This window comes from Halalkalibacter urbisdiaboli (assembly GCF_002156385.1).
GTDB classification, from domain to species: domain Bacteria; phylum Bacillota; class Bacilli; order Bacillales; family Bacillaceae_D; genus Halalkalibacter_A; species Halalkalibacter_A urbisdiaboli.
Genome location: NZ_MVJM01000003.1, coordinates 545366 through 570951, shown reverse-complemented (window position 1 = coordinate 570951; position 25586 = coordinate 545366). Strand labels below are relative to the sequence as shown.

25 protein-coding genes are annotated in these 25586 nt (G+C 38.5%); 1 reads left to right on the top strand and 24 read right to left on the bottom strand.

The window, feature by feature from the left end; genetic code table 11:
• The first annotated feature begins 334 nt into the window (after positions 1–334).
• On the top strand, positions 335–784 hold the full coding sequence (locus B1R93_RS17115) for a hypothetical protein (RefSeq protein ID WP_133058671.1): 450 nt from the start codon (positions 335–337) through the stop codon (positions 782–784).
• Here the strand turns inward: B1R93_RS17115 and B1R93_RS17110 are convergent.
• From B1R93_RS17110 to B1R93_RS16995, 24 genes are all read right to left on the bottom strand, one after another.
• On the bottom strand, positions 777–1643 hold the full coding sequence (locus B1R93_RS17110; RefSeq protein WP_088105165.1) for a 2-oxoacid:ferredoxin oxidoreductase subunit beta: 867 nt from the start codon (positions 1641–1643) through the stop codon (positions 777–779). The two genes, B1R93_RS17115 and B1R93_RS17110, sit on opposite strands and share 8 nt — an antisense overlap.
• 2 nt (positions 1644–1645) lie before the next feature.
• Entirely contained in the window at positions 1646–3388 is a 1743-nt protein-coding gene (locus B1R93_RS17105) for a 2-oxoacid:acceptor oxidoreductase subunit alpha (RefSeq protein ID WP_088105164.1), read from the bottom strand.
• A gap of 371 nt (positions 3389–3759) precedes the next feature.
• On the bottom strand, positions 3760–4020 hold the full coding sequence (locus B1R93_RS17100) for a stage V sporulation protein S (RefSeq protein ID WP_010898529.1): 261 nt from the start codon (positions 4018–4020) through the stop codon (positions 3760–3762).
• Positions 4021–4198: 178 nt separating this feature from the next.
• Entirely contained in the window at positions 4199–4993 is a 795-nt protein-coding gene (locus tag B1R93_RS17095) for a TIGR00282 family metallophosphoesterase (RefSeq protein WP_088105163.1), read from the bottom strand.
• Positions 4994–5092: 99 nt separating this feature from the next.
• Complete coding sequence (gene rny, locus B1R93_RS17090) at positions 5093–6661, bottom strand: ribonuclease Y (RefSeq protein ID WP_088105162.1); 1569 nt, start codon at positions 6659–6661, stop codon at positions 5093–5095.
• A 162-nt stretch (positions 6662–6823) separates the two neighbouring features.
• Positions 6824–7495 (bottom strand): ATPase, encoded by a 672-nt coding sequence (locus B1R93_RS17085; protein ID WP_088105161.1) that lies wholly within the window; start codon positions 7493–7495, stop codon positions 6824–6826.
• Positions 7485–7739, bottom strand: a complete 255-nt coding sequence (locus B1R93_RS17080; protein WP_088105160.1) for a hypothetical protein — start codon at positions 7737–7739, stop codon at positions 7485–7487. Before B1R93_RS17080 ends, B1R93_RS17085 begins: the two co-directional genes overlap by 11 nt.
• 15 nt (positions 7740–7754) lie before the next feature.
• Positions 7755–9182 (bottom strand): AAA family ATPase, encoded by a 1428-nt coding sequence (locus B1R93_RS17075; protein ID WP_088105159.1) that lies wholly within the window; start codon positions 9180–9182, stop codon positions 7755–7757.
• Complete coding sequence (locus tag B1R93_RS17070) at positions 9175–10164, bottom strand: metallophosphoesterase family protein (RefSeq protein ID WP_088105158.1); 990 nt, start codon at positions 10162–10164, stop codon at positions 9175–9177. Before B1R93_RS17070 ends, B1R93_RS17075 begins: the two co-directional genes overlap by 8 nt.
• A gap of 103 nt (positions 10165–10267) precedes the next feature.
• Entirely contained in the window at positions 10268–11317 is a 1050-nt protein-coding gene (gene recA, locus B1R93_RS17065) for a recombinase RecA (RefSeq protein ID WP_088105157.1), read from the bottom strand.
• Positions 11318–11541: 224 nt separating this feature from the next.
• Positions 11542–13146 (bottom strand): DEAD/DEAH box helicase, encoded by a 1605-nt coding sequence (locus B1R93_RS17060; RefSeq protein ID WP_088105156.1) that lies wholly within the window; start codon positions 13144–13146, stop codon positions 11542–11544.
• Entirely contained in the window at positions 13143–14396 is a 1254-nt protein-coding gene (locus tag B1R93_RS17055) for a competence/damage-inducible protein A (RefSeq protein WP_088105155.1), read from the bottom strand. The genes B1R93_RS17060 and B1R93_RS17055 overlap by 4 nt, the downstream gene beginning before the upstream one ends.
• 12 nt (positions 14397–14408) lie before the next feature.
• Positions 14409–14987 (bottom strand): CDP-diacylglycerol--glycerol-3-phosphate 3-phosphatidyltransferase, encoded by a 579-nt coding sequence (gene pgsA, locus B1R93_RS17050; protein WP_088105154.1) that lies wholly within the window; start codon positions 14985–14987, stop codon positions 14409–14411.
• 25 nt (positions 14988–15012) lie between these two features.
• On the bottom strand, positions 15013–15507 hold the full coding sequence (locus tag B1R93_RS17045) for a YajQ family cyclic di-GMP-binding protein (protein WP_088105153.1): 495 nt from the start codon (positions 15505–15507) through the stop codon (positions 15013–15015).
• Positions 15508–15650: 143 nt separating this feature from the next.
• Entirely contained in the window at positions 15651–16544 is an 894-nt protein-coding gene (locus tag B1R93_RS17040) for a helix-turn-helix domain-containing protein (RefSeq protein WP_088105152.1), read from the bottom strand.
• A 21-nt stretch (positions 16545–16565) separates the two neighbouring features.
• Entirely contained in the window at positions 16566–17339 is a 774-nt protein-coding gene (locus tag B1R93_RS17035; RefSeq protein WP_088105151.1) for a DUF3388 domain-containing protein, read from the bottom strand.
• 210 nt (positions 17340–17549) lie between these two features.
• Entirely contained in the window at positions 17550–17801 is a 252-nt protein-coding gene (locus B1R93_RS17030) for a DUF3243 domain-containing protein (RefSeq protein WP_088105150.1), read from the bottom strand.
• A 90-nt stretch (positions 17802–17891) separates the two neighbouring features.
• A complete protein-coding gene (ymfI, locus tag B1R93_RS17025) occupies positions 17892–18614 on the bottom strand; it encodes an elongation factor P 5-aminopentanone reductase (RefSeq protein ID WP_088105673.1) in 723 nt (240 codons plus the stop codon).
• Position 18615: 1 nt separating this feature from the next.
• Positions 18616–19911 (bottom strand): EF-P 5-aminopentanol modification-associated protein YfmH, encoded by a 1296-nt coding sequence (gene yfmH, locus B1R93_RS17020; RefSeq protein ID WP_088105149.1) that lies wholly within the window; start codon positions 19909–19911, stop codon positions 18616–18618.
• On the bottom strand, positions 19908–21197 hold the full coding sequence (gene yfmF / locus B1R93_RS17015; RefSeq protein ID WP_425348970.1) for an EF-P 5-aminopentanol modification-associated protein YfmF: 1290 nt from the start codon (positions 21195–21197) through the stop codon (positions 19908–19910). The genes yfmH and yfmF overlap by 4 nt, the downstream gene beginning before the upstream one ends.
• Before the next feature lie 69 nt (positions 21198–21266).
• Complete coding sequence (locus B1R93_RS17010) at positions 21267–21989, bottom strand: GntR family transcriptional regulator (RefSeq protein ID WP_088105671.1); 723 nt, start codon at positions 21987–21989, stop codon at positions 21267–21269.
• 28 nt (positions 21990–22017) lie between these two features.
• The gene (locus B1R93_RS17005; RefSeq protein ID WP_088105148.1) at positions 22018–24378 is read right to left on the bottom strand and encodes a DNA translocase FtsK; all 2361 of its coding nucleotides are present in this window, start codon (positions 24376–24378) and stop codon (positions 22018–22020) included.
• A gap of 110 nt (positions 24379–24488) precedes the next feature.
• Positions 24489–24710 carry a YlzJ-like family protein gene (locus B1R93_RS17000; RefSeq protein WP_088105147.1) on the bottom strand — a complete coding sequence of 74 codons (222 nt, stop codon included), beginning with the start codon at positions 24708–24710 and terminating at the stop codon, positions 24489–24491.
• Positions 24707–25453 carry a ClpP family protease gene (locus B1R93_RS16995; RefSeq protein WP_088105146.1) on the bottom strand — a complete coding sequence of 249 codons (747 nt, stop codon included), beginning with the start codon at positions 25451–25453 and terminating at the stop codon, positions 24707–24709. Before B1R93_RS16995 ends, B1R93_RS17000 begins: the two co-directional genes overlap by 4 nt.
• Positions 25454–25586: the final 133 nt, after the last annotated feature.

Sequence of the window (25586 nt, the reverse complement as noted above, 5' to 3'; positions counted from 1 at the left end):
ATAGTATATTATACGTGTGTTTTCAACCAAAGACAATGAAACTTGTTTGACAAAGTAAGAAAGATTGGGTAATGGGATTAGAAAATTTATCTTTTTATTTGAAACATTTTCCTGTATCCATGCGTTTCATTCTCGAATTTAAGAAAATGAAATAAAATCTAATCAAAATCGCACTAGTTACTTCTGCACTTGCCATTGGTTTTAATAGCATTTCATTAAAAGCTAAACTAGTGGTCGATTAAATTTATCATCAACATTGAAGATCAGGTTAGAAGCACCGTTTTAAGTATGCTCGGATGGGTTTTGTTCAAGCTGAGGATGCGTGTATCTTTACATGCCTATTACTAAGATGGGGATTGAAGAAGATGGAGAATTTTCATTGAAGAAGCGTAGGGCAGTTTACCCTACGCTTAAAAACATGAGCTTGAGGGAAGTTCACCTCAAGCTTTCGCAAAGAAGCGTAGGGGAAAAACGCCCTACGCTAAAAAACATGAGCTTGAGGGAAGTTCACCTCAAGCTTTCGCAAAGAAGCGTAGGGAAAAAACGCCCTACGCTAAAAAACATGAGCTTGAGGGAAATTCACCTCAAGCTTTCGCAAAGAAGCGTAGGGGAAAAACGCCCTACGCTAAAAAACATGAGCTTGAGGGAAGTTCACCTCAAGCTTTCGCAAAGAAGCGTAGGGGAAAAACGCCCTACGCTAAAACATGAGCTTGAGGGAAGTTCACCTCAAGCTTTCGCAAAGAAGCGTAGGGGAAAAACGCCCTACGCTTCTTTGCTTACATAAATTCTGCCATTAGTTTGTTGAATTTTTCTTCGTCTAGTTTTAGATCTTGGTGAGCTAGTGGGTTTTCGTCGTATCCTTTTACTAACTCTTGGTATGATGGTTGTTCTGTGTTTTGATAGATAAGTCCTGTTACTAGACCATTATGCTCCATCAATGTTTGCATAGCTTGCATACGATTAGAAGGGTCATAACCTTCAATATCTGATAGCTTTGTAATGTTCTCTTTAAACCAATCATATGTGTTCACTTTGTTGAATGTAACACAAGGACTAAAAACGTTTATTAATGAGAATCCTTTATGATTAATGCCTTGTTCGATTAAAGATGTTAATTCCTTAAGATCACTAGAGAAGCTTTGTGCAACAAATGTTCCACCAGCAGTTAGGGCCATTTCCATAACGTTCAATGCTGATTCAATTGTTCCACCTGGAGTACTTTTCGTTTTAAAGCCTGCATCACTTCTTGGTGATGCCTGCCCTTTTGTTAAACCATAAATTTGGTTATCCATGACGATGTAAGTCACATCGATGTTACGACGGATCGAATGAACTGTATGACCCATTCCAATCGCAAATCCATCACCGTCACCACCAGATGCGATAACAGTCAAATCTTTGTTAGCCATTTTTACCCCTTGAGCTATTGGAAGTGCACGTCCATGGACTCCGTGGAAACCATAAGAATTAATGTATCCTGAAATACGCCCCGAACAGCCAATCCCTGAAATTACAGCGAGATCATCTGGCTCAAGACCAACGTTAGCTGCAGCACGCTGGATAGCAGCTTGTACAGAGAAATCACCACAGCCTGGACACCAGTTTGGTTTTACCTTATTACGAAAATCTTTAAACGTCGCCATGATTAGACCAACTCCTTACAAACTTGATGTAATTCTGCTGGTAGGAATGGATTTCCGTCATATTTCAGGACGTTTTCGATTTTCTCGCCACCAACATTCATTTTAATGATATTAGCTAACTGAGCTGTTGCATTGTTTTCTACAACAACAACCTTTTTCGCTTTGTTCATTAGTGCCTGTAGTTCATCCTTCGGGAATGGGTGAAGTAAACGAATTTGTGCTAAATTAACCTTTACTCCATCAGCTTCTAAACGAGGCATCGCTTCCTCGATTGTTCCACGAGTTGAGTTCACACCAACGACTAATAAATCAGCTTCTTCATGAGTTGCATTAACATAGATAGGATCCTTAAATGTCTTCGGAAGATTATTTAACTTGCGTAAACGTTTATCCATTTGCGCCTTACGATTTTCAGGACTTTCAGACGGCTTTCCGGTTTCATCATGTTCTACACCCGTTACATGGTGAATCCCGTTCTTCATTCCTGGAATCACACGATTAGAAACTCCATCTTCTGTTACTTCATAACGTTTAAAATAAGCTCCATCTACACGCTCAGGTAATTCTTCTTTCACGTCTAATTTCCCACGACGAATTTCCACTCGACTGTAGTCAAGAGGTTCAACCGTTTGTTTTCCTAGTGAAAGAGCTAAATCGGTTACTAGAATAACTGGACATTGAAATTCTTCAGCTAAGTTAAAAGCTTCAACTGTATCATAAAATGCTTCTTCTACAGTACTTGGAGCCATTACAATTTTCGGAATGTCACCATGTGTACTATAAAGCATCGCCATTAAATCGGACTGCTCTTGCTTTGTCGGTAGACCTGTACTAGGGCCACCACGTTGAGTATCTACTACAACTAATGGAGTTTCTGTCATTCCTGATAAACCGATTGCTTCTGCCATAAGTGATAGACCAGGACCAGCGGACGCAGTAAATGAACGGACACCTGCATAATTAGCACCAATGGCCATCGTACATGCAGCAATTTCATCCTCTGTTTGAATAACAGTACCACCGAACTCTGGTAACTTTTTAATTAAATATTCCATAATCTCTGAAGCTGGAGTAATAGGGTATGCTGGCATAAAACGCGCCCCAGCAGCAACTGCACCCATTCCAATAGCGTCATTTCCAATCATAAACATACGCTTTTTTCCATCTGCTTCTTCTAATTGTAGATTAGTAGAGATTTCTCCTGCCTCTGCTTTAAAGTAATCGGCACCCGCACGTATGGCTTCCATGTTCTTTTCAACGACTGCTGCACCTTTTCTTAAAAATAAATCCTCTACAACATCTTTATACGTGTCTGGAGATAAGCCAAGAATTGCGCTAGAAGCTCCTACAGCCACCATGTTTTTCATTAAAGAAGTCCCTAATTCTGTTGCAATTTCAGTAAATGGTACAGCGTATAAACGTGCTTCGCTTCCTTCTGGTAACTCTGGCTTAAATTTAGCATCAGCGATGACAATACCTTCTTCACGTAATTCATGAATATTAACATCTATCGTTTCCTGATCAAACGCAACGAGAATATCTAAATCATCAGAAATCGAATTCAATGGTTTTGTGCTGACACGAATTTTGTTGTTAGTATGACCACCCTTTATACGTGATGAAAAGTGTCGATATCCATACAAGTAATAACCAAGTCGATTTAGAGCAGATGCGAATATTTCACCCGTACTCTCAATCCCTTCACCCTGCTGGCCTCCCACTTTCCATGATAATTGATTTCTCATTCTATCCATCCCCTTTGGCCCTATAGCCATCTATATGTGTTAGCAGCATTCCTGTTGCTTTTTTATAGTAAAATCATTGTAGCATAAATCCGAGTAACGCACTAGACTTTACTGCGTTTATAATGATTTGAATATCTTATTATTACTATTAAGCGATTTAATGATAGACTCTCTGTAAGAAAATTGCAAGAACTTTCATCATTCCAACAAAGGATGAACTTTCTCCTCGGTAGTAATATAAAAAACGCCAAGCTCCCCACTCAGCGTTTTTGTTCATAAAAAAAGCCGAGCCCTATCTGCTCGGCTACTGTCGCACTTGCGACTATAAATCCTGTCTACCTATAGTATAGAAGTCAAGTTGTTGAAGATTTCTAGCGAGGTTCAACGATAAGTTTAATCGCTGTACGCTCCTCACCATCAATTTCAATATCTGTAAAAGCAGGAATACACACAAGATCAATACCACTAGGAGCAACAAATCCCCTAGCTATGGCGATGGCCTTAATCGATTGGTTAAGAGCACCGGCTCCAATTGCTTGAATCTCGGCAGCACCCCGTTCACGAATAACACCAGCTAGAGCACCTGCGACAGAATTTGGTGTGGACTTTGCTGAAACTTTTAAGACTTCCATTTTCTTGTACCTCCTCCATATACGAGTCAAATCGGTTCTAGCTAACAGACGACGGCGTTCTGTGGTCAAAGTCAGCATCTAGCCTTTTGTACAAGATGATGCTTTATCTAATAATATTTCGCAAAATCAATTCATATTCCTGCTTTTTCAAATTAAATTTCTGACGATTCTAACAATACTATTCATAAAATGGATGATCATCGTTAATAAGAATACGCTGAATTGATTTTGCTAAGCCCGTTTTCGGCTCAACATCAATGACCACTCCATTTAATTGTTCCCTTCCTTTGGCAACTTCAAACCTAACTGGTAAAGTTGTCAGAAATTTATTCAACACGGCTTCTTTTTCTACTCCTAGAATTCCATCATAAGGTCCTGTCATTCCAGCATCTGTTAAATATGCCGTCCCCTTTGGCAAAATACGTTCATCCGAAGTTTGAATATGAGTATGTGTCCCAACGACAGCAGTAACACGGCCATCTAAATACCAGCCCATTGCTTGCTTTTCACTTGTTGCTTCTGCATGAAAATCAACAAAAATATATGGTGTACGTTTTTTAACTATCTCAAGAATTTCATCCATCTTTCGAAAAGGACAATCAATGGCTGGTAAAAACGTTCGTCCCATTGCATTAATAACGGCTACCTCGATTTGATTGATTTTCACAAAAGTATACCCTTTTCCAGGTGTACCCTCAGGATAATTGGCAGGACGGACAAGGGTTTTTGCCTCATTAATAAATTCAAACACTTCACGGTTATCCCATGCATGATTTCCTAGCGTAACTGCTTGCGCTCCGGCATCAAGAAAGCCTTTATAAATCTTCTCCGTAATCCCCTTTCCCGAAGCAGCATTTTCTCCATTAATAATTGTCACAGTTGGTTTCCATTTTTGTTTTAATTTCGGTACATATTGTTTTACAACGTTTCTTCCGGGTGAGCCATAAACATCACCTATAAATAAGATTCTCATGTTAACCCCTTTGTTTTTAATTTTATCGCATCTTCTCTATTAAAACCCGTCAGATACAGGTGGGTTGAATGCCAAAAAAATAAAGTGGTTTTCACCACTTTATTTTGCATACTCAACTGCTCTCGTCTCGCGTATTACGGTTACGCGAATATGTCCAGGGTAGTCAAGTTCTTCTTCGATTTTTTTCGTGATGTCTCTTGCAAGCTTATGTGCAAGATTGTCATCGACAATATCAGGACGAACCATAATTCGTACTTCACGACCTGCTTGAATGGCATATGTCTTTTCAACACCTTCGAAAGACTCGGAAATTTCTTCGAGTTTTTCTAAGCGACGAATGTACGTCTCAAGAGTCTCTCGTCTTGCCCCAGGTCTTGCCGCCGATAACGCATCAGCAGCCGCAACAAGATTAGCAATAATTGATGTTGCCTCCATATCACCGTGGTGAGACGCGATTGAATTAATGACAACTGGATGCTCTTTATATTTTGTTGCAAGCTCCACACCAATTTCAACATGACTTCCTTCGACTTCATGGTCAATCGCTTTACCAATATCATGAAGAAGACCAGCTCTTCTCGCAAGCTTAACATCCTCACCTAGTTCAGAGGCCATTAGACCTGTAAGATAAGCTACTTCCATAGAATGTTTTAATACGTTCTGTCCATAGCTTGTTCTAAATTTAAGGCGACCTAAGATTTTAATTAAGTCCGGATGTAAGCCATGAATACCCATTTCAAAAGTTGCTTGTTCTCCATATTCACGAATCGCTTCATCGACCTCGCGACGCGATTTATCAACCATTTCTTCAATACGAGCAGGATGAATTCGGCCATCTTGTACAAGCTTTTCAAGCGCTGTTCGAGCAATCTCTCGTCTAATTGGGTCAAACCCCGACAAAATTACAGCCTCAGGTGTATCATCTATAATAAGATCGATACCAGTTAATGTTTCAAGGGCTCGAATGTTTCGACCTTCACGTCCAATAATGCGACCTTTCATCTCATCATTTGGTAGTGCCACAACCGAAACCGTTGTTTCCGCAACATGATCAGCAGAACAACGTTGAATCGCAAGAGAAAGAACCTCTTTCGCTTTCTTGTCTGCCTCTTCCTTCGCCTGGGCCGTACGCTCCTTCACCATTACAGCTGTTTCATGAGCCAGCTCTTGCTCTACTTCCGAGCGGATTGCTTCACGAGCTTCTTCACGAGAAAATCCAGAAATACGTTCAAGCTCTGCTTGTTGCTTGTTCAAGATTTCCTCCACTTTGCTATCCATCTCTTCTACTTGTCGTTGTTTTTTGGTGAGAGATTCCTCCCTTTTATCCAAAGTTTCCTCTTTTTTATCCAAGGTTTCACTCTTCCGGTCAAGGATCTCTTCTTTTTGAACCAAACGATTCTCTTGTTTTTGAATCTCATTTCTCCGTTCACGAATCTCACGTTCCGCTTCAATGCGAATTTTATGAACTTCATCCTTTACTTCCAGGATGGCTTCCTTTTTACTCGCCTCTGCATCGCGCTTCGCATCCTCAACAATCTGTTTCGCCGCATGTTCCGCACTGGAAATTTTCGCTTCTGCAATGGATCTTCGAACAAGATATCCAACAACTGCACCAATACCTGCAGAGACAACAAGCAAAATGGAGATGATCAAGGCATTAATATCCATACTCTTTCACCTCCTCTTGCTATCTAATTGTTGGTTCCAATGTCATACTTTTTTTCATACATTTTTAACGTGTATTAAGGTAATACAGATGAGTGCGGGTTGTTAAATATGACAAACTATTCACCGCATCCGACTCAATTGTAAAGCTCGTTTCATATATTGTCAAGTGTTGTCAATTTCACTAACCTCACTTACTCCATCCCGAATCGTAATTTCATATGCCTTATCTCCGGATTCAGCCAAATGATGATTATGCGTAATCATAATAATTTGACGTGCGAACATTGTACTAAGTGATTTCAAAAATTCATATAAATAATAAATATATTCCCCAGAAACGTGCTTACCCGGTTCATCTAACAAAAGTGGACCATTTTGTTTTGGTTGAACAGTCTCAATTAATGCAACACGTAAAGCTAGCGTGACAATATCAACGACTCCCCCGCCTCGTGAGTCCTGTGGTTTTGTTTTCACCTTTACCCCTTCATAATCTGAAACAACATAAAATTCAGCAACAGCTTTATTTCCATGTTCCTCTAACTCAATTTGAAAGGAAAACAAAGGACCAAATACGTACTGTAATGCATTGGTAACAAGTGTTTCCATTTGCTGTTTCGCTTGCTCCCTAGCGTATTCAGCAGATTGCTGTAAAAGAATACGAGCTTTCTCATATACATCTATGGTATCAACATATTCTTCTAATTCTTCTTTCTTTTTCGCAAGCTGTTCTTCTAACAATTGCCGTTTTGCATCAAGTCTTGTCCACTCATCTTGCGCTTGTCTTAACAATTGGTTTACTTGTTCTAATGAAGGGATTTGGTTACTATTCTCCATCCTTTATCAGTTCCTTTGGAATAAGTGACCAGGCTTCTTTTAATGATTCTTCTATTTCTTTCTCTAGCTTAAGTATTTCGTCATCTAGTTCTTCAGGTTTTACTCCAAGGTCACTTAGTTCTTGTAGCAATCGCTTTTTTTGATTCTCTAGCTCTTCTAACTTAGCTTCTGCTCTATAACGCATGTCACGTGCTTTATCAATCGCTTTTCGCATCTTTACTAAATCTTGTTCCACATGATTCATCTATAACACTCCTTATTAATTTATCGGTGTTGTTTCAGTAAAATCTCTACCACACGTTGGACATGTCCCTGCTTTCGTTAAAATATGCTGATAGTCATGCTCTAGCTGTTCCTGGTCTTGTATTTGCTTTTTTACGAATTGTGAACCTTCTTCCATTCGTTGAGCTAAATCTGTTAAGTGTGTGTGTAATTGATTTATTCGATAATAGGTCTCAAGTTTTTGTTGGACTTTCCCCTCGATGTCTTTCGTTTGCTCTAGCTGTTCCAATGAATCATGCACCCGTTTTACACGTTCATTTTCTTCTAGATTTATTTTTAGTTGTCTATCTAGGGTTCGAAGCTTTTCTTTCTTCTGCTCTCGGTCTGTAAGTTGATCAAGCTTCATAATCCGTGGACTCGTTACGAAATCTGTTAAACTCATATACCGTCTTGCCTGCTCTTCTCCCTGAATTACTTGTAACCACTGTTGACTTATTTTTGATAGACCTTTCCATTTCTCAAAACGGTTGCGTACTGATATCTCCAGCTGATCAGCCTTTGTAACGTGAGCTGTTTTATCAATCCATATTTGGCAAATATGGATTGAATGGTTGAGCTCTGTCGTATGCTCCTTTTTTCGCTGTAATGTTAGGAAACGATCCGCTAAGAGTTGGAGTCGCTCAAGGTTATTTTCCCATTGCTCAAGGGTATGAACATATAAAAGAACTTCATTTGCTTTTGCTATCTCTTCCTTTATAGTCCTGTTGCTCCGTTTTAATTCTTGCAACAGCTGCATTTTCCTTTGCTTCTTCGCTAAACTCTCTATTAATTTATCAGCTTGATTTATTTTCTTTTTTGCTTCCGTTAGAAATTGATAGGGTTCTAGTTGCTCTGTTAATTGTGTTACTTCCATTTCCCCCTGCTTTGTACGTTGCTGTAGCTGTGAAATATCTTTCGATGTATCACGAATGGCCATATCGAGATAATGGGCTCCACTTATTCTCCCAATTGTTTTTGCACGAAGGGACCCCGTTTGTTCAAGTAAAAAAGGGCCATCTAATTGTTGAGAAATATGAAGAAACAATTCATGATCGCGATCAATTCGTAAAGAATTCATTCCATGTACTTCAATTACTTCTTCAGGAACATGAATTCCAAACCCTTCCAAAACGAGATCGTCTTCATTTGGTTTTCGGATTATATAGCGATTCTTTGATGCTGTACGTTCTCTAACAATTGACGCTCCATTTTGGAACACAACAGTAACACGAACAAAATCAGCACCTACTCGAATAAAATCTGTTCCACGCGGTTGATTAAATAATACCCAGCGAATCCCTCTAATAATGGCAGTTTTCCCACTGTCAGATTGCCCAACAAGAACATTTAATCCATCATGAAATTCTAGAAATGTGTCTAAATGTGATTGGAAGTTCTCTAAACGAACCGCTTTAATATTATTCATGTTCCCCTCCCTTCCACACTTCCTCAACAACAGTCATTCTCCGTAAAGCCTCTTGCTTTACTTTATCTTCCACGTTTGAAAGAGTCGCAATTTCTTGAATAATATCACCCATATTTAAAGAGCGAAAATCAGATTGCTCCTTTACCTGCTGAACAAAAGCATGAAGCTTTTCCTCTTGATGAACAGCTTTTTCTAGAAAACTCCGATCAAGGACGTCTTCACCCTTCTGAGAACAAAGTAAAACTCTTTCTTGAAGCTCAATTCCTGAAGTTGTAATTGTCCCAATAATGACCTTTGGTTTTCTAATGATTTCAGACCAATGATTATTTATTCGAGCGATTGCGCCCGGATTACAAATGTACTTACCTTCCTTTTCCTTTATACCAAACCCACCGTGGAAATGCCCTGTAAGTAAGATGTCAGCCGGTGTAGTCCAAATGTGATCGATTAGTGTATGAGGGATTCCTTCTGGTAATGCTTTTTCAACTAACATACTATGAACGATATGAATCATATAATCAGCTTGGTGGTCATTCGTAGGATAGTAATCAAGCTTCGGATCCCGCTGGTCAATGTCATAATGATATGGTTGACCCGATATTTGTACCTTGACACCGTTTCCCTCAATACATATCGGCTCATTTGGATGGATAATCGTGATAATCCCAAAAGAATCTAGTAAACCTAACATTGTTCTTGAGATCGTGTTTGGATTATGTCCAAACGTGTCATGGTTTCCTGATATACCGTAAAATGGCATCTTTGCTTCTCGAAATATTTTCGCGAATTGTCCAACTATATTTGGTGAGAGATCAGGTCTATCAAAAACGTCACCACCATGTAATAACACGTCCACCTGTTCATCATTTGCCAATTGGATGATTTCTTCTAGCTTATTTTTTAACGTGTCCGAAAACACATCTAAGCGATTTTTAGGAGTTGTTCCCCTAATATGTGTATCAGTAAAATAGAGAAACTTCACGTTCTCACCTCATCTTATTTAATCGAGAAAAGGGTGCAATCTATTATAACCCTTTTAATAGAAAAAGCACCTAAACAAGGCGCTTCTTCTTAAAAACTATTATTTATTTTAAATCTAAAGGAACATCCTCAAATTCACTATCATTAGGTGCATCTACTAAAATTTCACCATTTAAGCCGTGATGATCACGAATTAACTTTTCAATTTCTTCAGTAATCGATGCATTTTCCTTTAAAAACTGCTTAGAGTTTTCGCGTCCTTGTCCAAGACGTTCCTCATTAAAAGAATACCATGCGCCACTTTTTTGAACAATATCTAAGTCTGAAGCAATATCAAGAATAGAGCCTTCACGCGAAATTCCTTCCCCGTACATAATATCAACTTCAGCAACTTTGAATGGTGGTGCTACCTTGTTTTTAACAACTTTAATTTTCGTTTTATTTCCGACCATATCGTTTCCTTGCTTAAGTGTCTCCGCACGGCGAACCTCAAGTCGAACAGATGAATAGAACTTTAACGCACGTCCACCAGGAGTCGTTTCTGGATTTCCAAACATGACACCGACTTTTTCACGAATTTGGTTAATGAAAATCGCAATCGTTTTTGATTTATTAATTGCACCAGAAAGCTTTCGAAGTGCTTGTGACATGAGGCGGGCTTGTAACCCAACATGGCTGTCGCCCATTTCTCCCTCAATCTCTGCTTTTGGCACAAGAGCTGCGACACTATCAATTACAATAATATCAACAGCACCACTTCGAACTAGAGCCTCTGCAATCTCTAAAGCTTGTTCCCCTGTGTCAGGTTGAGAGAGTAGTAGTTCATCAATATTAACACCTAGCTTTTGAGCATATTGTGGATCAAGAGCATGTTCAGCATCAATAAAAGCCGCCTGTCCACCATTACGCTGTACCTCTGCAATTGCATGAAGAGCAACTGTTGTTTTACCTGATGATTCAGGGCCGTACACTTCAATAATTCTTCCTCTTGGGTAACCACCTACGCCTAAAGCAATATCTAGAGCTAAGGCACCACTTGAAACAGTAGAAACACGTTGCTCCGCTTGCTCACCTAATTTCATTATTGAACCTTTACCGAACTGTTTTTCGATCTGGCGTAGCGCCATATCAAGAGCTGCTTTACGATCACTCATTGATTATCTCTCCTCTATATTAAAACTAATTTTTATCAGTATTTTTCTGCTAACTTTCTTCTTTTTCATCATAACTCTTTTCAACACATTTGCCAAGAGTTTTTACGAACATTTATTCGCATTTTGGGAATTAATAAAATAGGGAATGAAAGGAAGAGAGAGTAATATCGGATGTCTCAGTATCCTCAATACATTTTTTAGACCTTTGAGACATCCTATTTCTATTACGAGCGGGATGGTGTCCGTTTTTCTCGTTTCGGACGAGGTTTTGCTGGTTCAAGATTAACTCTTGCACCATTTATACGCGAATAACGTAACGCTTCATAAACAAAAGGAGCAACTTCTTCAGGAACTTCTACAAATGTAAAGTTTTCGAAAATATCAATACGCCCTACTGCTTTTCCCGGAATACCAACCAGTTCGGAAATTTCTTCAATAAGCACTTTAGGACTCATGTTAACATTTCGACCAACATTAATAAAGAAACGAACCATTCCTTTCGCTCCACCAGTCTCGCCGAAATTATAACCTGCCTCGTCACTCGGTGAATCCGTAGAAAAATTCATCTTTAATAAAGCAGCGACAACATCTTCAGGTTTATGGTCAGCTAAAATATCTGAAACAAGTGGTCCAAACAGTTCTATTTCTTTTCCACCAGCGGCAATTGTATCACTGATTAATTTCTTCCAAGAGCTCTGCTGCTTCTCAACTACCTCTTCAATCGTTGGTACATCTTGTGAAGGAATACTCATCTTAATTTCATTTTCAATAGAGCGAAGATGCTTCATTTCTCTAGGTGTTACAAGTGTTAAAGCTAATCCCTTTCGCCCAGCACGACCCGTACGACCAATTCGATGTACGTAGCTCTCAGGATCTTGAGGTATATCATAATTAATAACATGCGTTACATTGTCAACGTCAATCCCTCTAGCTGCCACATCAGTTGCAATTAAAAACTCAATTGAAGAGTCACGGAACTTTTTCATTACGGCATCACGTTGGGATTGAGTTAAATCGCCATGTAATCCATCTGCCAAATAGCCTCTTGCCTGTAGTGCCTCCGTTAACTCTGCTACACCTTTTTTCGTCCGACAGAACAATATCCCTAACTCAATATCTTCACTGTCAATGATTCGACAAAGGGAATCAATTTTATTACGTTCAAGGACTTTAAAGTACATCTGGTCAATCGAAGGGGCAGTAACCTCTCCTTTATTAATCGTAACCGTTTTTGGAGAATTCATATATTTTTTTGAAAGCTTTTTAATCACAGGCGGCATTGTAGCCGAAAATAGTAACGTTTGTCGCTCTGTATTAACTTGTCGTAAAATCGATTCAATATCATCGACAAATCCCATATCAAGCATTTCATCCGCTTCGTCAAGAACGATCGTATGCACGTTATTTAACTGTAACGTTTGTCGACGCAAATGATCAAGAATCCGCCCCGGCGTACCAATTACTACTTGTACCCCTTGCTTTAATGCGCGGATTTGGTGTCCAATTGATTGTCCACCGTAAATAGGTAATGTTCGAATCTTTTTATGGACGGATAATTTCTGTAATTCACCAGAAACTTGAATCGCAAGTTCACGTGTCGGTGTTAAAATCAATGCCTGAACATGCCGGTTTGAAGATACCTTATCAACGACAGGAATCCCAAAAGCGGCTGTTTTCCCTGTACCTGTTTGAGCTTGTCCGATGACATCTCCACCTTCAAGGATGACAGGGATTGCCTTTTCTTGAATTGGAGACGGCGCTTCAAAGCCCATATCTTGAATTGCTTTTTGAACTGGTTCTGAAATCTGAAAATCTTTAAAATACATCATTCTGATAAATTCCACCTTTTCATTTCGTTCAACAAGTAAAAACAACTATATTTAATTGTACGCTCACGAACAGCATGCCGTCCTCCACCAAGGGAAAGTTCAAAAACTTGCTCTTGATGTTCTGGTCCTACGATACCTATATAAACAGTGCCTGGTTCTTTCTCTTCTTGTAAACCCGGACCAGCTACACCTGTTAAACCGATCGCTATATCGGATTTAAACAAATGCTTTGCCCCTTTGGCCATTTCAATTGCACATTCCTTGCTAATTACACCATACTGCTCGATTACATTTTTTGACACACCTAAAACATTTTCCTTCACTTCTGTAGCATAGGCCACCGTACCACCTTGAAAAACTTCCGATGCACCGGATAATGATGTAAGCTCCATTGCAAACATCCCACCCGTTAAACTTTCAGCAACCGAAATCGTTGAGTTCGTTTTTTTCAAATAAAGAAAAAGCTGTTCAACTAATGAAGTGTCATTATACCCGTATAAATATTGTCCCACTCTTGCAGTAATTAACGCTTCTGTTTCATCCAGCTTACGTTTTGCCTCCTCTGAATCAGGGGATTTAACCGTTAAACGCAAGGTTACTTCGCCGTCACCAGCTAAAGGGGCAATGGTTGGGTTGGATTGCTGCTCAATCAAATCTTCAATTTCTGTCTCAAGCTGAGATTCGCCAATATTAAAAAATCTGAGCACCCTAGAAGTAATCGATGTGTTTATTTGAAGCTTAGACAATAAAAATGGCTTTAATTCATTTTTGAACATCGGTTCCATTTCTTTAGGAGGGCCAGGTACCAACGCAACCAAACCATCGTTAACGGTAACTACCATTCCAGGTGCCATCCCAAAGTGGTTAGCTAGAACATGACTGCCCTCAATGACTACAGCCTGCTTTTTATTATTTTCTGTCATGTGACGCTTACGACGTTCAAAATAATCCGTAATATACGTTAATGCTTCTTGATTAAATTCTAACGATTTCCCACATACTTTAGCGACAGTTTCTTTCGTCAAATCATCTTTTGTTGGACCAAGTCCGCCAGTTAAAATAACTAAATCGGAACTATTAATAGCTCGAGTTAAATTGTCAGCCAATCGTTCCTCATTATCGCCTACAACCGTTTGGATATAAACATCTATCCCAAGTTCCGCTAATTCTTTTGATAGAAATTGTGCATTAGTATTTAAAATTTGACCTAGTAGTAATTCAGAGCCAACAGCAATAATTTCTGCTTTCATCCTTTTCCTCCACTACTTCGACTTCAATAATATATGTTGATTTTTTAGAAAGTAATCAATCCCAGAGATTAACGTAAGGATAGTTGCGATCCAAATCGAAAGTGTTGCAAAAGGAAACCCGATGATTTCAAACGGAAAATTATGTAGCATACAGGCTGAAATTGCAATGATCTGTGACACGGTCTTCAATTTACCTAACTGACTTGCTGCAATTACTTCTCCATCAGCTGCAGCAACTAGACGAATTCCTGTAACGGCAAACTCACGACTGATAATAACAACGGCCATCCATGCTGCTACTAATTGTAATTCAACTAAAGCAATTAATGCTGCCGTAATGAGTAATTTATCAGCTAATGGATCGAGAAACTTCCCGAAATTTGTAACTAACCCTAATTTTCTAGCGTAATATCCATCTAGCCAATCAGTAACTGATGCTATAATAAAAATCCCCGTAGCTATCAGGTGCGCAACTGGTATCGTTTCACCGAAAATTAAGAGGTTATTAAAAGGTAAAGGAGCAACTAAAAACACCATAAAAAGAGGGATTAAGCACATTCTAGAAAGTGTAATTTTATTCGGCAAGTTCACAGACTATCCCCTTCTTTCCTCCATCTTATCGCATATTAACAAACTGAACAGGAAAATCAAAATCTTTTTGCTTAATTTCCTGAATGACTGTTTGTAAATCATCGATACTTTTTGCAGTTACACGTACTTGCTCGTTTTGAATCTGTGCTTTTACTTTCAAACCTGAATCCCTAATTAATTTTGTGATTTTTTTTGCCCGTTCTGAGCTTAAACCACTAACAAGTGTAATTACTTGTCTAACCGTCCCTCCAGAAGCTCTTTCAATTTTACCAAATTCCATTGATTTTTGAGATAAGCCACGTTTAATAAATTTTGATTTTAAAATATCAATTACACTTTCAAGCTTATATTCGTCATCTGAAATTATCGTAATTAATTCATCACTTGTCCGTTCAATGGAGCTTTTTGAACCTTTGAAATCATAACGGTTTGTAATTTCTTTTACCGCCTGAGAGATTGCGTTATCAACTTCTTGTCCATCTACATCTGAAACAATGTCAAAGGAATGCTCCTTTGCCATATTAATCACCCTTTCACTAAATACATTCAAATTTAAACTATGCTTTATTGTACCATAATATGGACGGATATGATAAATAATAGCAAGCCATAGTATTTGCCCAAAAAAAGAGCGAACATCAACGTTGTTCACTCCTTTTTTTACTATTGAGATGAAAACCGAACATTTATTTTCTGTTGGTTTTTTTCGATTGGAAGTTCAACTTCTTTATCATTAATAAACAACGTTACATTTTGAGAGGCACCAAAATTGAACAAAATTTCTTCTTCAGCACTAAAATCCTCAACAATTTCTTCACCATCAGATGGTTGCCCTGCATAAAAAGTGTTTCCTTTTCCATTTTTAATGTCAACCCATGAGTTACCACTTAATTGAACTCGTACATCGAATTCATCTGTTCCTACTATTTCAAAGTAGGAAGTAATACCTTTAGTCTCAATAAACGATAGGGTCGCTACAGATTCAGGTTCTTCCGGCTCTTGTTCTTCCGGCTCTTCAGGTTGTTCTTCTACCGAGTCTTCCTCTACTAATGGATCAGTAGCTTCTACAGGTTCTTCTTCTGAAGCTGGAGAGTTCCCAAAATCGGCATCTACATTTTCACCTGAATCTTCCGGAGTAACCACACCTTTATCATCCTGTGCCATCCATTGTGCTCCTAACCATACTCCGACAACTAGAACCCCGATAAAAACCACAGAAATTAACGCAGGCATGAAAGAGGAAACTTTTTTTCTTTTATTAGGAACAGATGTCGGTTTAGCTCGTTCCGAACGAGAAGGTAGTTCTACGGCTTCCTTTCTAGGGTTTGGAAGCTCGTCTCGAAATTGATCAAATAAGGGCTCGGGATCAAGCCCAATTGCCTCGGCATATGTTTTGACAAATGCTCGAGCGTAAAAAAGACCCGGTAAAGTATCAAAACGTCCTTCCTCAATTGCGAGTAGATAACGCTTTTGAATTTTTGTCGTTCTTTGAAGGTCTTCAAGAGAAATTTGTTTTTGTTCGCGTACCTCTTTTAAATGTTGACCTAATTCTGACATGTTAACACCTGCCTACAACTTTTAACTTATATCAAAAGAGGAGAATCCAGATTCAACTACTTCATAAGAAATCTTCTCTCCTTCGTCATTTCTAAGCTCGATAATACAATCAAAGTCATCTAACTCATACTCAGTTTCTCTTACAAAGATATCAGGGTGCTCGACTACTTTAACAGCAGGCATCCTCATAATATCACGTACTAACATTCTGTGCTTCTCCGTCGCGCGCATTGTTGATACAATTCCGTCGATAATAAAAATATGGTCGTCACTTAACTCATCTTCAGCAAGATGACTACGTACAGTCTGTCTTAATAAAGTAGAAGAAATAAATGACCATCTTTTACTCGCACAAACACTAGCCGCTACCACGGATTCCGTTTTTCCTACTCGTGGCATTCCGCGTATTCCAACGAGAAAATGGCCTTCTTGCTTAAATAATTCTGCCATAAAATCAACTAACAATCCAAGTTCACTTCGAATAAATCGAAACGTCTTTCGATCATCGGCATCTCGTTCAATATAACGTCCATGTCTTATAGCTAGTCGATCTCGTAAACGTGGCTGGCGAAACTTTGTTACGACAATACTATCGACTGTGTCTAAAATAGCCCTAAACCTAGCAATCTGGTCGTCATTTTTACTTCGCATTAGCATTCCTCGATTTTTATCATCAACACCATTAATTGTGACAATATTTATCGAGAGCATCCCCAACAAAGATGAAATATCCCCAAGTAATCCTGGACGATTATTATGTATTTGATATTCTAAATACCATTCCTTTTCAGCCATAATAGTCACCCTTCCCTACATGAACACCTCTCAAAAAATACGATAATTTGACAAGAACATGTAAATTTCCCTTCTTTTTTATGATAATGGATCTTTATTATAATTGAAAGGACTTTATGTTTACAATTCAGTATTCTTTGTATATTTTTACTTACTTTTATATTTAGAAGAAAAAACGCCGCATCATAAGCGGCGTTCTACGTTCGGGCGTTAGCCTTCATTTTGAACAAGTTTAACCATCATGTTTGCAATAGCATGCTGCTCTTGCTCATCAGCAACTTTCCACAGCTCAGCTAAAACACGCTCTTGTTCATTTTTAGGTTCAACTTGTTGCGCCAAATATTCACCAACTTGATAAGCAACATCGTTAATAACATTTTCGTTCATACCTTCACTTTGCGCTTGTTGAAGCCGATCACCTAAAAAGTCTTTCCATTGGTTCCAATTGTCAAGTACAGACATTCTTTAAACCCCTCCTTGATAATGTACTTCGTCTATATTTTTTCAAATAGCGCGACGGAATATGCACGTTTTCTAAAAACATTTGAAGCTTTAACAGTACCAAGCTCCATTAATCGAAATGATTTGACCATTTATGTAAGCTGCTTTTTCTGAGCATAAGAAGGAAACAGCATGAGCTACTTCCTCCGGCTTACCAAAAGTACCAGCAGGGATTTCTTGTTTTAACTGTTCTAATTCATCTTCTGTATAATCAGCAAGCATTCCTGTCATAATGGCACCTGGAGCAATGCCATTTACTTGAACATTACTAATAGCTACTTCTTTCGCCAAGCCCTTTACAAAACTGTTTAATCCACCTTTTGCAGCTGAATAAACAACTTCACATGAGGCACCTGTTAGACCCCAAATGGATGAAATGACAATAATTTTACCTTTCTGCTTTTGAATCATTGCTGGAAGAAGGTCACGAGTAATTTTTATTGGATTAAGAAGGTGAGCATTCATCACCGCAGCAATTTCCTCGTTCGTTATGTCGGAAAAGAGGCCGTATTGACTCATTCCAGCATTATGAATGATAACATCGATGTTTCTGGAAATTTGTGACAAAAGAACACTATCACCATTTTGAACCGATAAATCTGCTTGAATTAATTTAACAGTTGCTCCTTTTTCTTCACATTGACGTTGTACCTTTTGAATTGATTCTTTATCTTGATTAAAATGTAAAAAAAGCGAGCGCCCTGATGCGGCAAGCTCCACTGCAATAGCTGAACCAATTCCACCAGATGCGCCCGTTATTAAAAATGTTTTCATATTATTGTTCATATCCCTCTGCTTTTACTTGGCAAACCGTAAATCGGTTAAAATCAAAATGCCCTTTCATTACCTCTTCTAAGTAGTCGAGTGTCAAGGCTTCAAGCGTAGGTACAACATCAAATAAATTCATGTTATTAAATTGATACCTCGTAAATTGATTCGCAATATACTCTGGTGAGTTTAATGATCGTAAGAATGAACCAATTTTCTTTTTAATGGCACGTTCGATATCTTCTTGTACTAACGGCTTCTGCGTAAATGATTTTACCATTTCTTCTACTCTTTGAGCTAATTTATCTGGGTGTTTAGTGTCCCCACCTATGACAGTAAACCCAAACCCATATTCGGCAGAATAATCAAATGAAAATGAATCGTCGATAATCCCTTCATTAAATAAGGTTTGATAATTTTCTGAGCTTTGCCCAAACATTAAGTCAAGCAATACATTTAAAGCAAGTTCATGTTTTAATAACTCTTGCCCTTGTAGAGTCGTGTTCTTTTCCTTAAAACCCACTAAGCATTTTGGTGTTTGCACAGGCATATGGATAACATGATGTTTCTTAGCAACTTGCTCGGGTTCGTCATCAAAAAAACGCTCAATATTTTGAGGTTCTGCAAAGGTTTTTTTTCCTTGATTCTCTTTGATTTGTTGCATAATTTTTTCTGGGTCTACCGGTCCAACAACGAAAAGCAACATATTATTTGGATGATAAAACGTTTCATAACATGTATACAACAAATCCTTCGTAATATTAGCAATTGAATCAATTGTACCAGCTATGTCAATTTTAACAGGATGCTTTTCGTACATGTTATCAATAACCCCAAAATATGCCCGCCAATCCGGATTATCATCATACATCGTAATTTCTTGACCGATAATTCCCTTTTCTTTTTCTACACTTTCTTCTGTAAAATAAGGATGCTGAACAAAATCCATTAACGTTTCTAAATTTTGCTCTACATTTGATGTACTTGAAAACAGATAAGCTGTTCGAGTAAAACTTGTAAATGCATTTGCTGATGCTCCCTGCTTACTAAAATCCTGAAAGACATCGCCATGCTCATCTTCAAACATTTTATGCTCTAAAAAATGGGCAATCCCATCGGGAACGTGGATAGGGTCTTTTTCCCCAAGCGGAACGAAACGATTATCTATTGAACCATATTTTGTTGTAAATGTTGCAAAGGTTTTATTAAACCCTTCTTTTGGTAAGATATACACATCTAAGCCGTTTTCTAATTGTTCATGATATAACGTTTCCTCTAATTGCTGAAAATTTACTGGCTTCATTTACTCTCCTCCTTACCTTTTAGAAAGTAGACAGTATCAAGTTTGATTTTTTGGGCTACCCGCTCAATATCTTCCTTTGTAACGGCATCAATTTCCTCTAACCAATCATTTAAAGAACGTGTATGACCACTTACAATCTGGTGGTATGAAATCTCCACATGCCCTCTTGCTACATCAACAGTTTCGAGTATTTGATTTTTCAACATTGCTTTCGTTTGCTCTACTTCTTTTTTAGTAAAATCACCTGATTGCATCGCAGCTAGCTGTTCTTTAATAATCGTAACAGCGCGTTCGTACTTTGAAAATTCAATCCCTGACATTACCATCAAAATCCCTTTATGACTTTCATACCTCGATGCCGCATAATAAGCAAGACTCTCTTTTTCACGTACATTTATAAATAATTTTGAGTGTGAAAAACCACCAAATAGCCCATTGCAAACCTGCATTGCAACGTAATCATCGTCTGCATAAGTTGTGTACGTGCGGAACCCTATATGAAGTTTTCCTTGCTTTACATCCTGCTCCTCATGAACGATGTTTTCTTGTTGAACCTCTGGACTAGGAGTACTTGCTAATGAATCTACCTCATTGCCTCGAGGAGCAAGCTTTGAAAAGACTTCTTCCACTTTCTTTATAGCATTTTCCTCGTTAATCGCACCAACCATATATAAATCAATTCTGTCTGTCTTTAATAATTCTTGATAATATTCATATAATGATTCCGGAGAGATGGTATCTACTTGTTCTTCGTCGCCAAAAGCAGTTAAGCCAAAAGGTTCATTTTTACACATTTCTTCCGTTATTCTCATATTTGCATAACGCATTTTATCATCATAAACAGATTGAATTCTCTGCTTTAAAGCACGTTTTTCATTTTCAACAGTAGAAGGAGAAAACCCCTTTTCTTCTACTTTAGGTTCAAGAAATACCTCACCTAGTAGTTCAATCGCTTGATGGAACAAAGGAGTGGTATCAGATAAAAAACGCTCATTTGCAATATCAAGACGAATTGAAATGACATGCTGTTCACCTTTTTTTTGGACATCGGTCGAAAGCATAGCCCCATAAAGCGCATCTAACCGCTCGCGAAACTCTTTACGAATCGGGGACTTTGCCGTACTGCTTTGTAGTATTTGAGGAAGTAGAGCACGCTTTGCAACAGTTTCTTTTGTCAAAGGTGCTTTAAGCATTAAAACAAGTGTATTTGTTTTAAATTTATCTGTTTGAATAGTATGCACATGCATACCAGGTAGCTGATGGTTTTGTTCTACTAAACCTTTCACATCAATCATCTCCTTTTTCATAACATTCGACAACCGTTCTTTAATTTAGGTTATTTGCGACATCTTAGGTTATGCTTTCATTCGCCGTCTTACTACGTGGAATTTAAATTTATCAGCACGAAAGTAATTTAAAGAGTATAAAAGCGGCGTGTCCATTTCATCATAATGAGTTTGTCTAAGTAATAGCAACGTTGTTTCTGGTTCGCTTTCTAGAAGTTCAGAAATCTTCTCATGAAAACCAATCGGTTCAATATACGTAATCGCGTAGGCAATCGAATGTCCATTTTCCTCTAAAAAACGAAATAAAGATTTTGCTTCATGGATTGAATAATGTTCAACAAGATTGCTCGGAATCCGGTCAAGACAGTAAACAAAAGGAATACCATCCGCTGTTCTCACTCTTTCCATTTCCATAATTTTTTCAAGGTTGTTTCTTTGAAACCGACGAGCGTCCTCTTCACTAGCGTCTCTGAACACAGACGATAGAAAAATCGTCCCAGGTTTCATGTTGGCACTATTAATCATGTCTGTCACACTATACAATTCTTCAATTCCTGAAGTGAAAAGAGGTTTTGTGTGAACAAACGTACCAACACCGTGACGGCGAATCACAACCCCTTCCTCCTCCAATTGTCGGAGAGATTCTCTTAACGTCGCACGACTAACATTAAATTGTTTTGATAATTCGTATTCAGAAGGAAGCTTTTCTCCTGCTTTATATACTTCGTCCTCAATGTCCTTTTTTAATTTGTCGATTATTTGTAAGTATAAAGGTTGCTGCTCCGTGCTCATCACTTTACCAACCCCCATTCCTTTTCTTTTACGAAGAGGATGCCTCATCATCAACAGGTTTTTGTACTAACACTTCTCTAGGTTTACTACCCTCATATGGACCGACAATGCCTCTTAACTCCATTTCATCAATAAGCCTTGCAGCTCGAGCATAACCAATCCGAAAGCGGCGTTGAAGCATAGAGACTGATGCTGTATTCATTTCCATTACAAGCTCAACGGCGGAATCATACAAATCATCATTAACTTCTTCTTTTATTTCCGGCTCTGAAGAAGGCGTCATTTCTTCTTGATAAGTTGCTTTCTGCTGAGAAATCACATAATTCACCACTTCTTCTACTTCGTCATCGGAAAGGAATGCACCTTGAATTCGGGTTGGTTTCGTTGCCCCCATTGGTAAATAGAGCATGTCCCCTCTTCCTAGAAGCTTTTCGGCGCCCCCTGAGTCTAAAATTGTTCTTGAATCAGTCTGCGAAGATACGCCAAACGCTATCCTAGATGGAATATTCGCTTTAATAACTCCAGTAATTACATCAACTGAAGGACGTTGTGTAGCAATAATCATATGTATTCCAGCAGCACGTGCCATTTGAGCAAGGCGCGCAATGGAATCCTCAACATCACCAGAAGCGACCATCATTAAATCCGCAAGCTCATCAACAATTACGATAATATACGGTAACTCAGGTTGCTTCGCTTCAGCTTTTGCGTTTTCCCTTCTAACTAGTTCATTGTACCCTTCGATATTTCTAGTACCGGTATGTGAAAATAAATCATACCTTCGCTCCATTTCAGCAACAACCTTTTTAAGTGCTTGAGACGCCCGCTTTGGCTCTGTTACAACTGGTGTTAAAAGGTGAGGAATACCATTGTAAACATTTAATTCAACCATTTTCGGATCAATCATCATTAATTTCACTTCATGGGGCTTTGCTTTTAATAAAATGCTCGTAATAATACCATTAATACATACACTTTTCCCGCTACCGGTTGCACCCGCAACGAGTAAATGAGGCATTTTATTTAAATGCGCTAATACCGGCTCTCCGGAAATATCTCTTCCCAATCCAACGGCTAGGACATTCGCTTCCTGCTCAGACTCCGGCGAATCTAATACCTCACGTAACGTAACAATTGCCACCTCTTGATTTGGCACTTCAATTCCGATTGCAGATTTACCTGGAATTGGAGCTTCTATCCGGATATCCTTTGCTGCAAGTGCTAATGCTAAATCATCAGATAGGTTAACAATTTTACTTACCTTTACACCAACATTCGGATTTACTTCATATTTTGTAACCGCAGGCCCTAAATGAACCTTTGAAACTTTCGCTTTTACTCCAAAGCTCTCAAGCGTCTGTTCAAGCTTCCGAGCATTTGAAGTGAGCTGCTGCTTCTCATTATACTGCCCAGAATTATTAGGTAATTTCAATAATCGAACACTAGGCAATTTGTAAGCTTCATTTGTTTCAGCCGTTACAAGAGGAGCTTGTACATCCGTAGAGTCTTCGTTTTCTTTCGTAACCCTCTCCTCTTTTGTCTCACCCGTTTTGGGCTCATTTTTATTAGGAGCTTTATTAGACTGCTGTGGTGGAGTTGAATAAGCCTTTTGAGAAAAATCAACAATCTCAGGCTCAACAGACGCTTGTTCTTGTTCCTCTTCCGCTTTAAGAATTTTTTCATCGCTCCGTTTTTCCTGCTGTTGTTTTTTACGAAGTTTATGAGCTTCTTTCTCTTCTCTAATTCGCTCTTTTGTCCGTTCTTTTATCTGAGCAAGCTCCTCTTTTAAAAGTACAATGGTATCTACAATAAATACATAGCATTTACGTATCAGCTTTCCAATTATCTCCGTTATCGAGCGACCTGTAATTAAGATACCACCAATAATAAATAAGATAAAACTTAAAAAGTATGTACCTGGCTCTGCAAAAAGAAAGTGACTAACTGCAAAGGCTAGAGAGCCAATCATCCCTCCACCCAAATCGGTTGGCGGAACTTCCCCCCGCATTTCCATCCAATAAAGATTCCATGTGTTACGAATAACAGACTGATCCTCAAACCCTTCGTGACGATTTAAATTATGAAATAACCCGACATGACTAAACAGCACTAAGGATAAAAGAATGACATAAAAACCAGAGATTTTTCTCGACCAAAGTTTCGGCTTTTGCCTTTTAACCATAATGTAAATGGATATAAAGAGTAATCCGAGGGCCATCATGATAAACCATTCACCTAGGAAAAAACGAAATAACCTAACAAACGTTTCACCAACTGTCCCTAACCTTGCAAGTGTCACAACTGCTAAAACTAATAGACACAGACCAATTAGTTCATAGGTGAGTTGCGATTTCCACTCTGTTTTCTTTTTTTTCTTTCGTCTTACCATTTCGGTTCACCCTCTACTACTTTACAAATTTAAGAAGCAGCCAAAATTGGCTGCTTTAACCACCCTTGGATGGAATCCATTATAGCATAAGACAATGCCTTCCTTCATTGTTAAAGTTGAGGTTTCGCTTGAATAATTGTACCCGGTGTGTAATTTTTATTTAAATAATTCATTGGGTTTCCACTTATTAAACGAACAACTTTATATTGTGAAGCATTTAATTGTTCAACGATTAGCTGACCATCCTCACATGGGATTGTTTGATAAGTCGAATATGCTTGTTCTTCCTGAGGGAATATCATTTCATGAGGCATCATCGTATATAAAATCATTGCATGATCTCTCCTTGAGCTCTTCGATGTTCTTCAATCAACTCATTTAACTTTTTGAGTGCTTGACCAATTCCACCAACCTCATTGATTAAACCGTATTCCACTGCATCTGTTCCAACAACGTTTGTACCAATATCCCTTGTTAAATTTCCTTTTGATAACATTAACTCCTTAAATTTCTCCTCGGAGATAGATGAATGCTTTGTAACGAAATTAATAACTCGTTCTTGCATTTTATCAAGGTATTCAAAGGTTTGAGGTACACCAATAACAAGTCCGGTTAAACGAACCGGATGAATGGTCATTGTAGCGGTCTCAGCAATGAAAGAATAATTTGAGGCTACAGCAATTGGTACACCAATAGAATGTCCCCCACCTAAGACTAAGGATACCGTCGGCTTTGACATAGAGGAAACCATTTCAGAAATAGCTAATCCTGCTTCGACGTCTCCCCCGACAGTATTAAGGATTAATAACAGACCCTCTATTTTTGGATTTTGCTCTGCGGCAACTAATTGAGGAATTAGATGCTCATATTTTGTTGTTTTATTTTGTGGTGGTAATTGCATATGCCCTTCAATTTGACCTACTACTGTCATACAGTGAATGTTTGATTGGTCCATATCCGGTACATTTGTCTGTCCCAGTTCTTGAATCTTGTCTAAAATACCAGAACCTTTTTGTTCTTTTTTTGGCTGTTCAGGAGCAGAAGGCTGCCCCGTATTAGGGTTGTCCATGAACATACGTCACGTCCTCCTTCAGTTGTGTCTTAAACTAGTATGAACGATAGCTAACCTAAACATTCTACGAATAGAAAATTTTCCTTAAACTCCTGTAACTGTTCCACGTTCCTCATATAAAAAAAGCCGAGCTAAT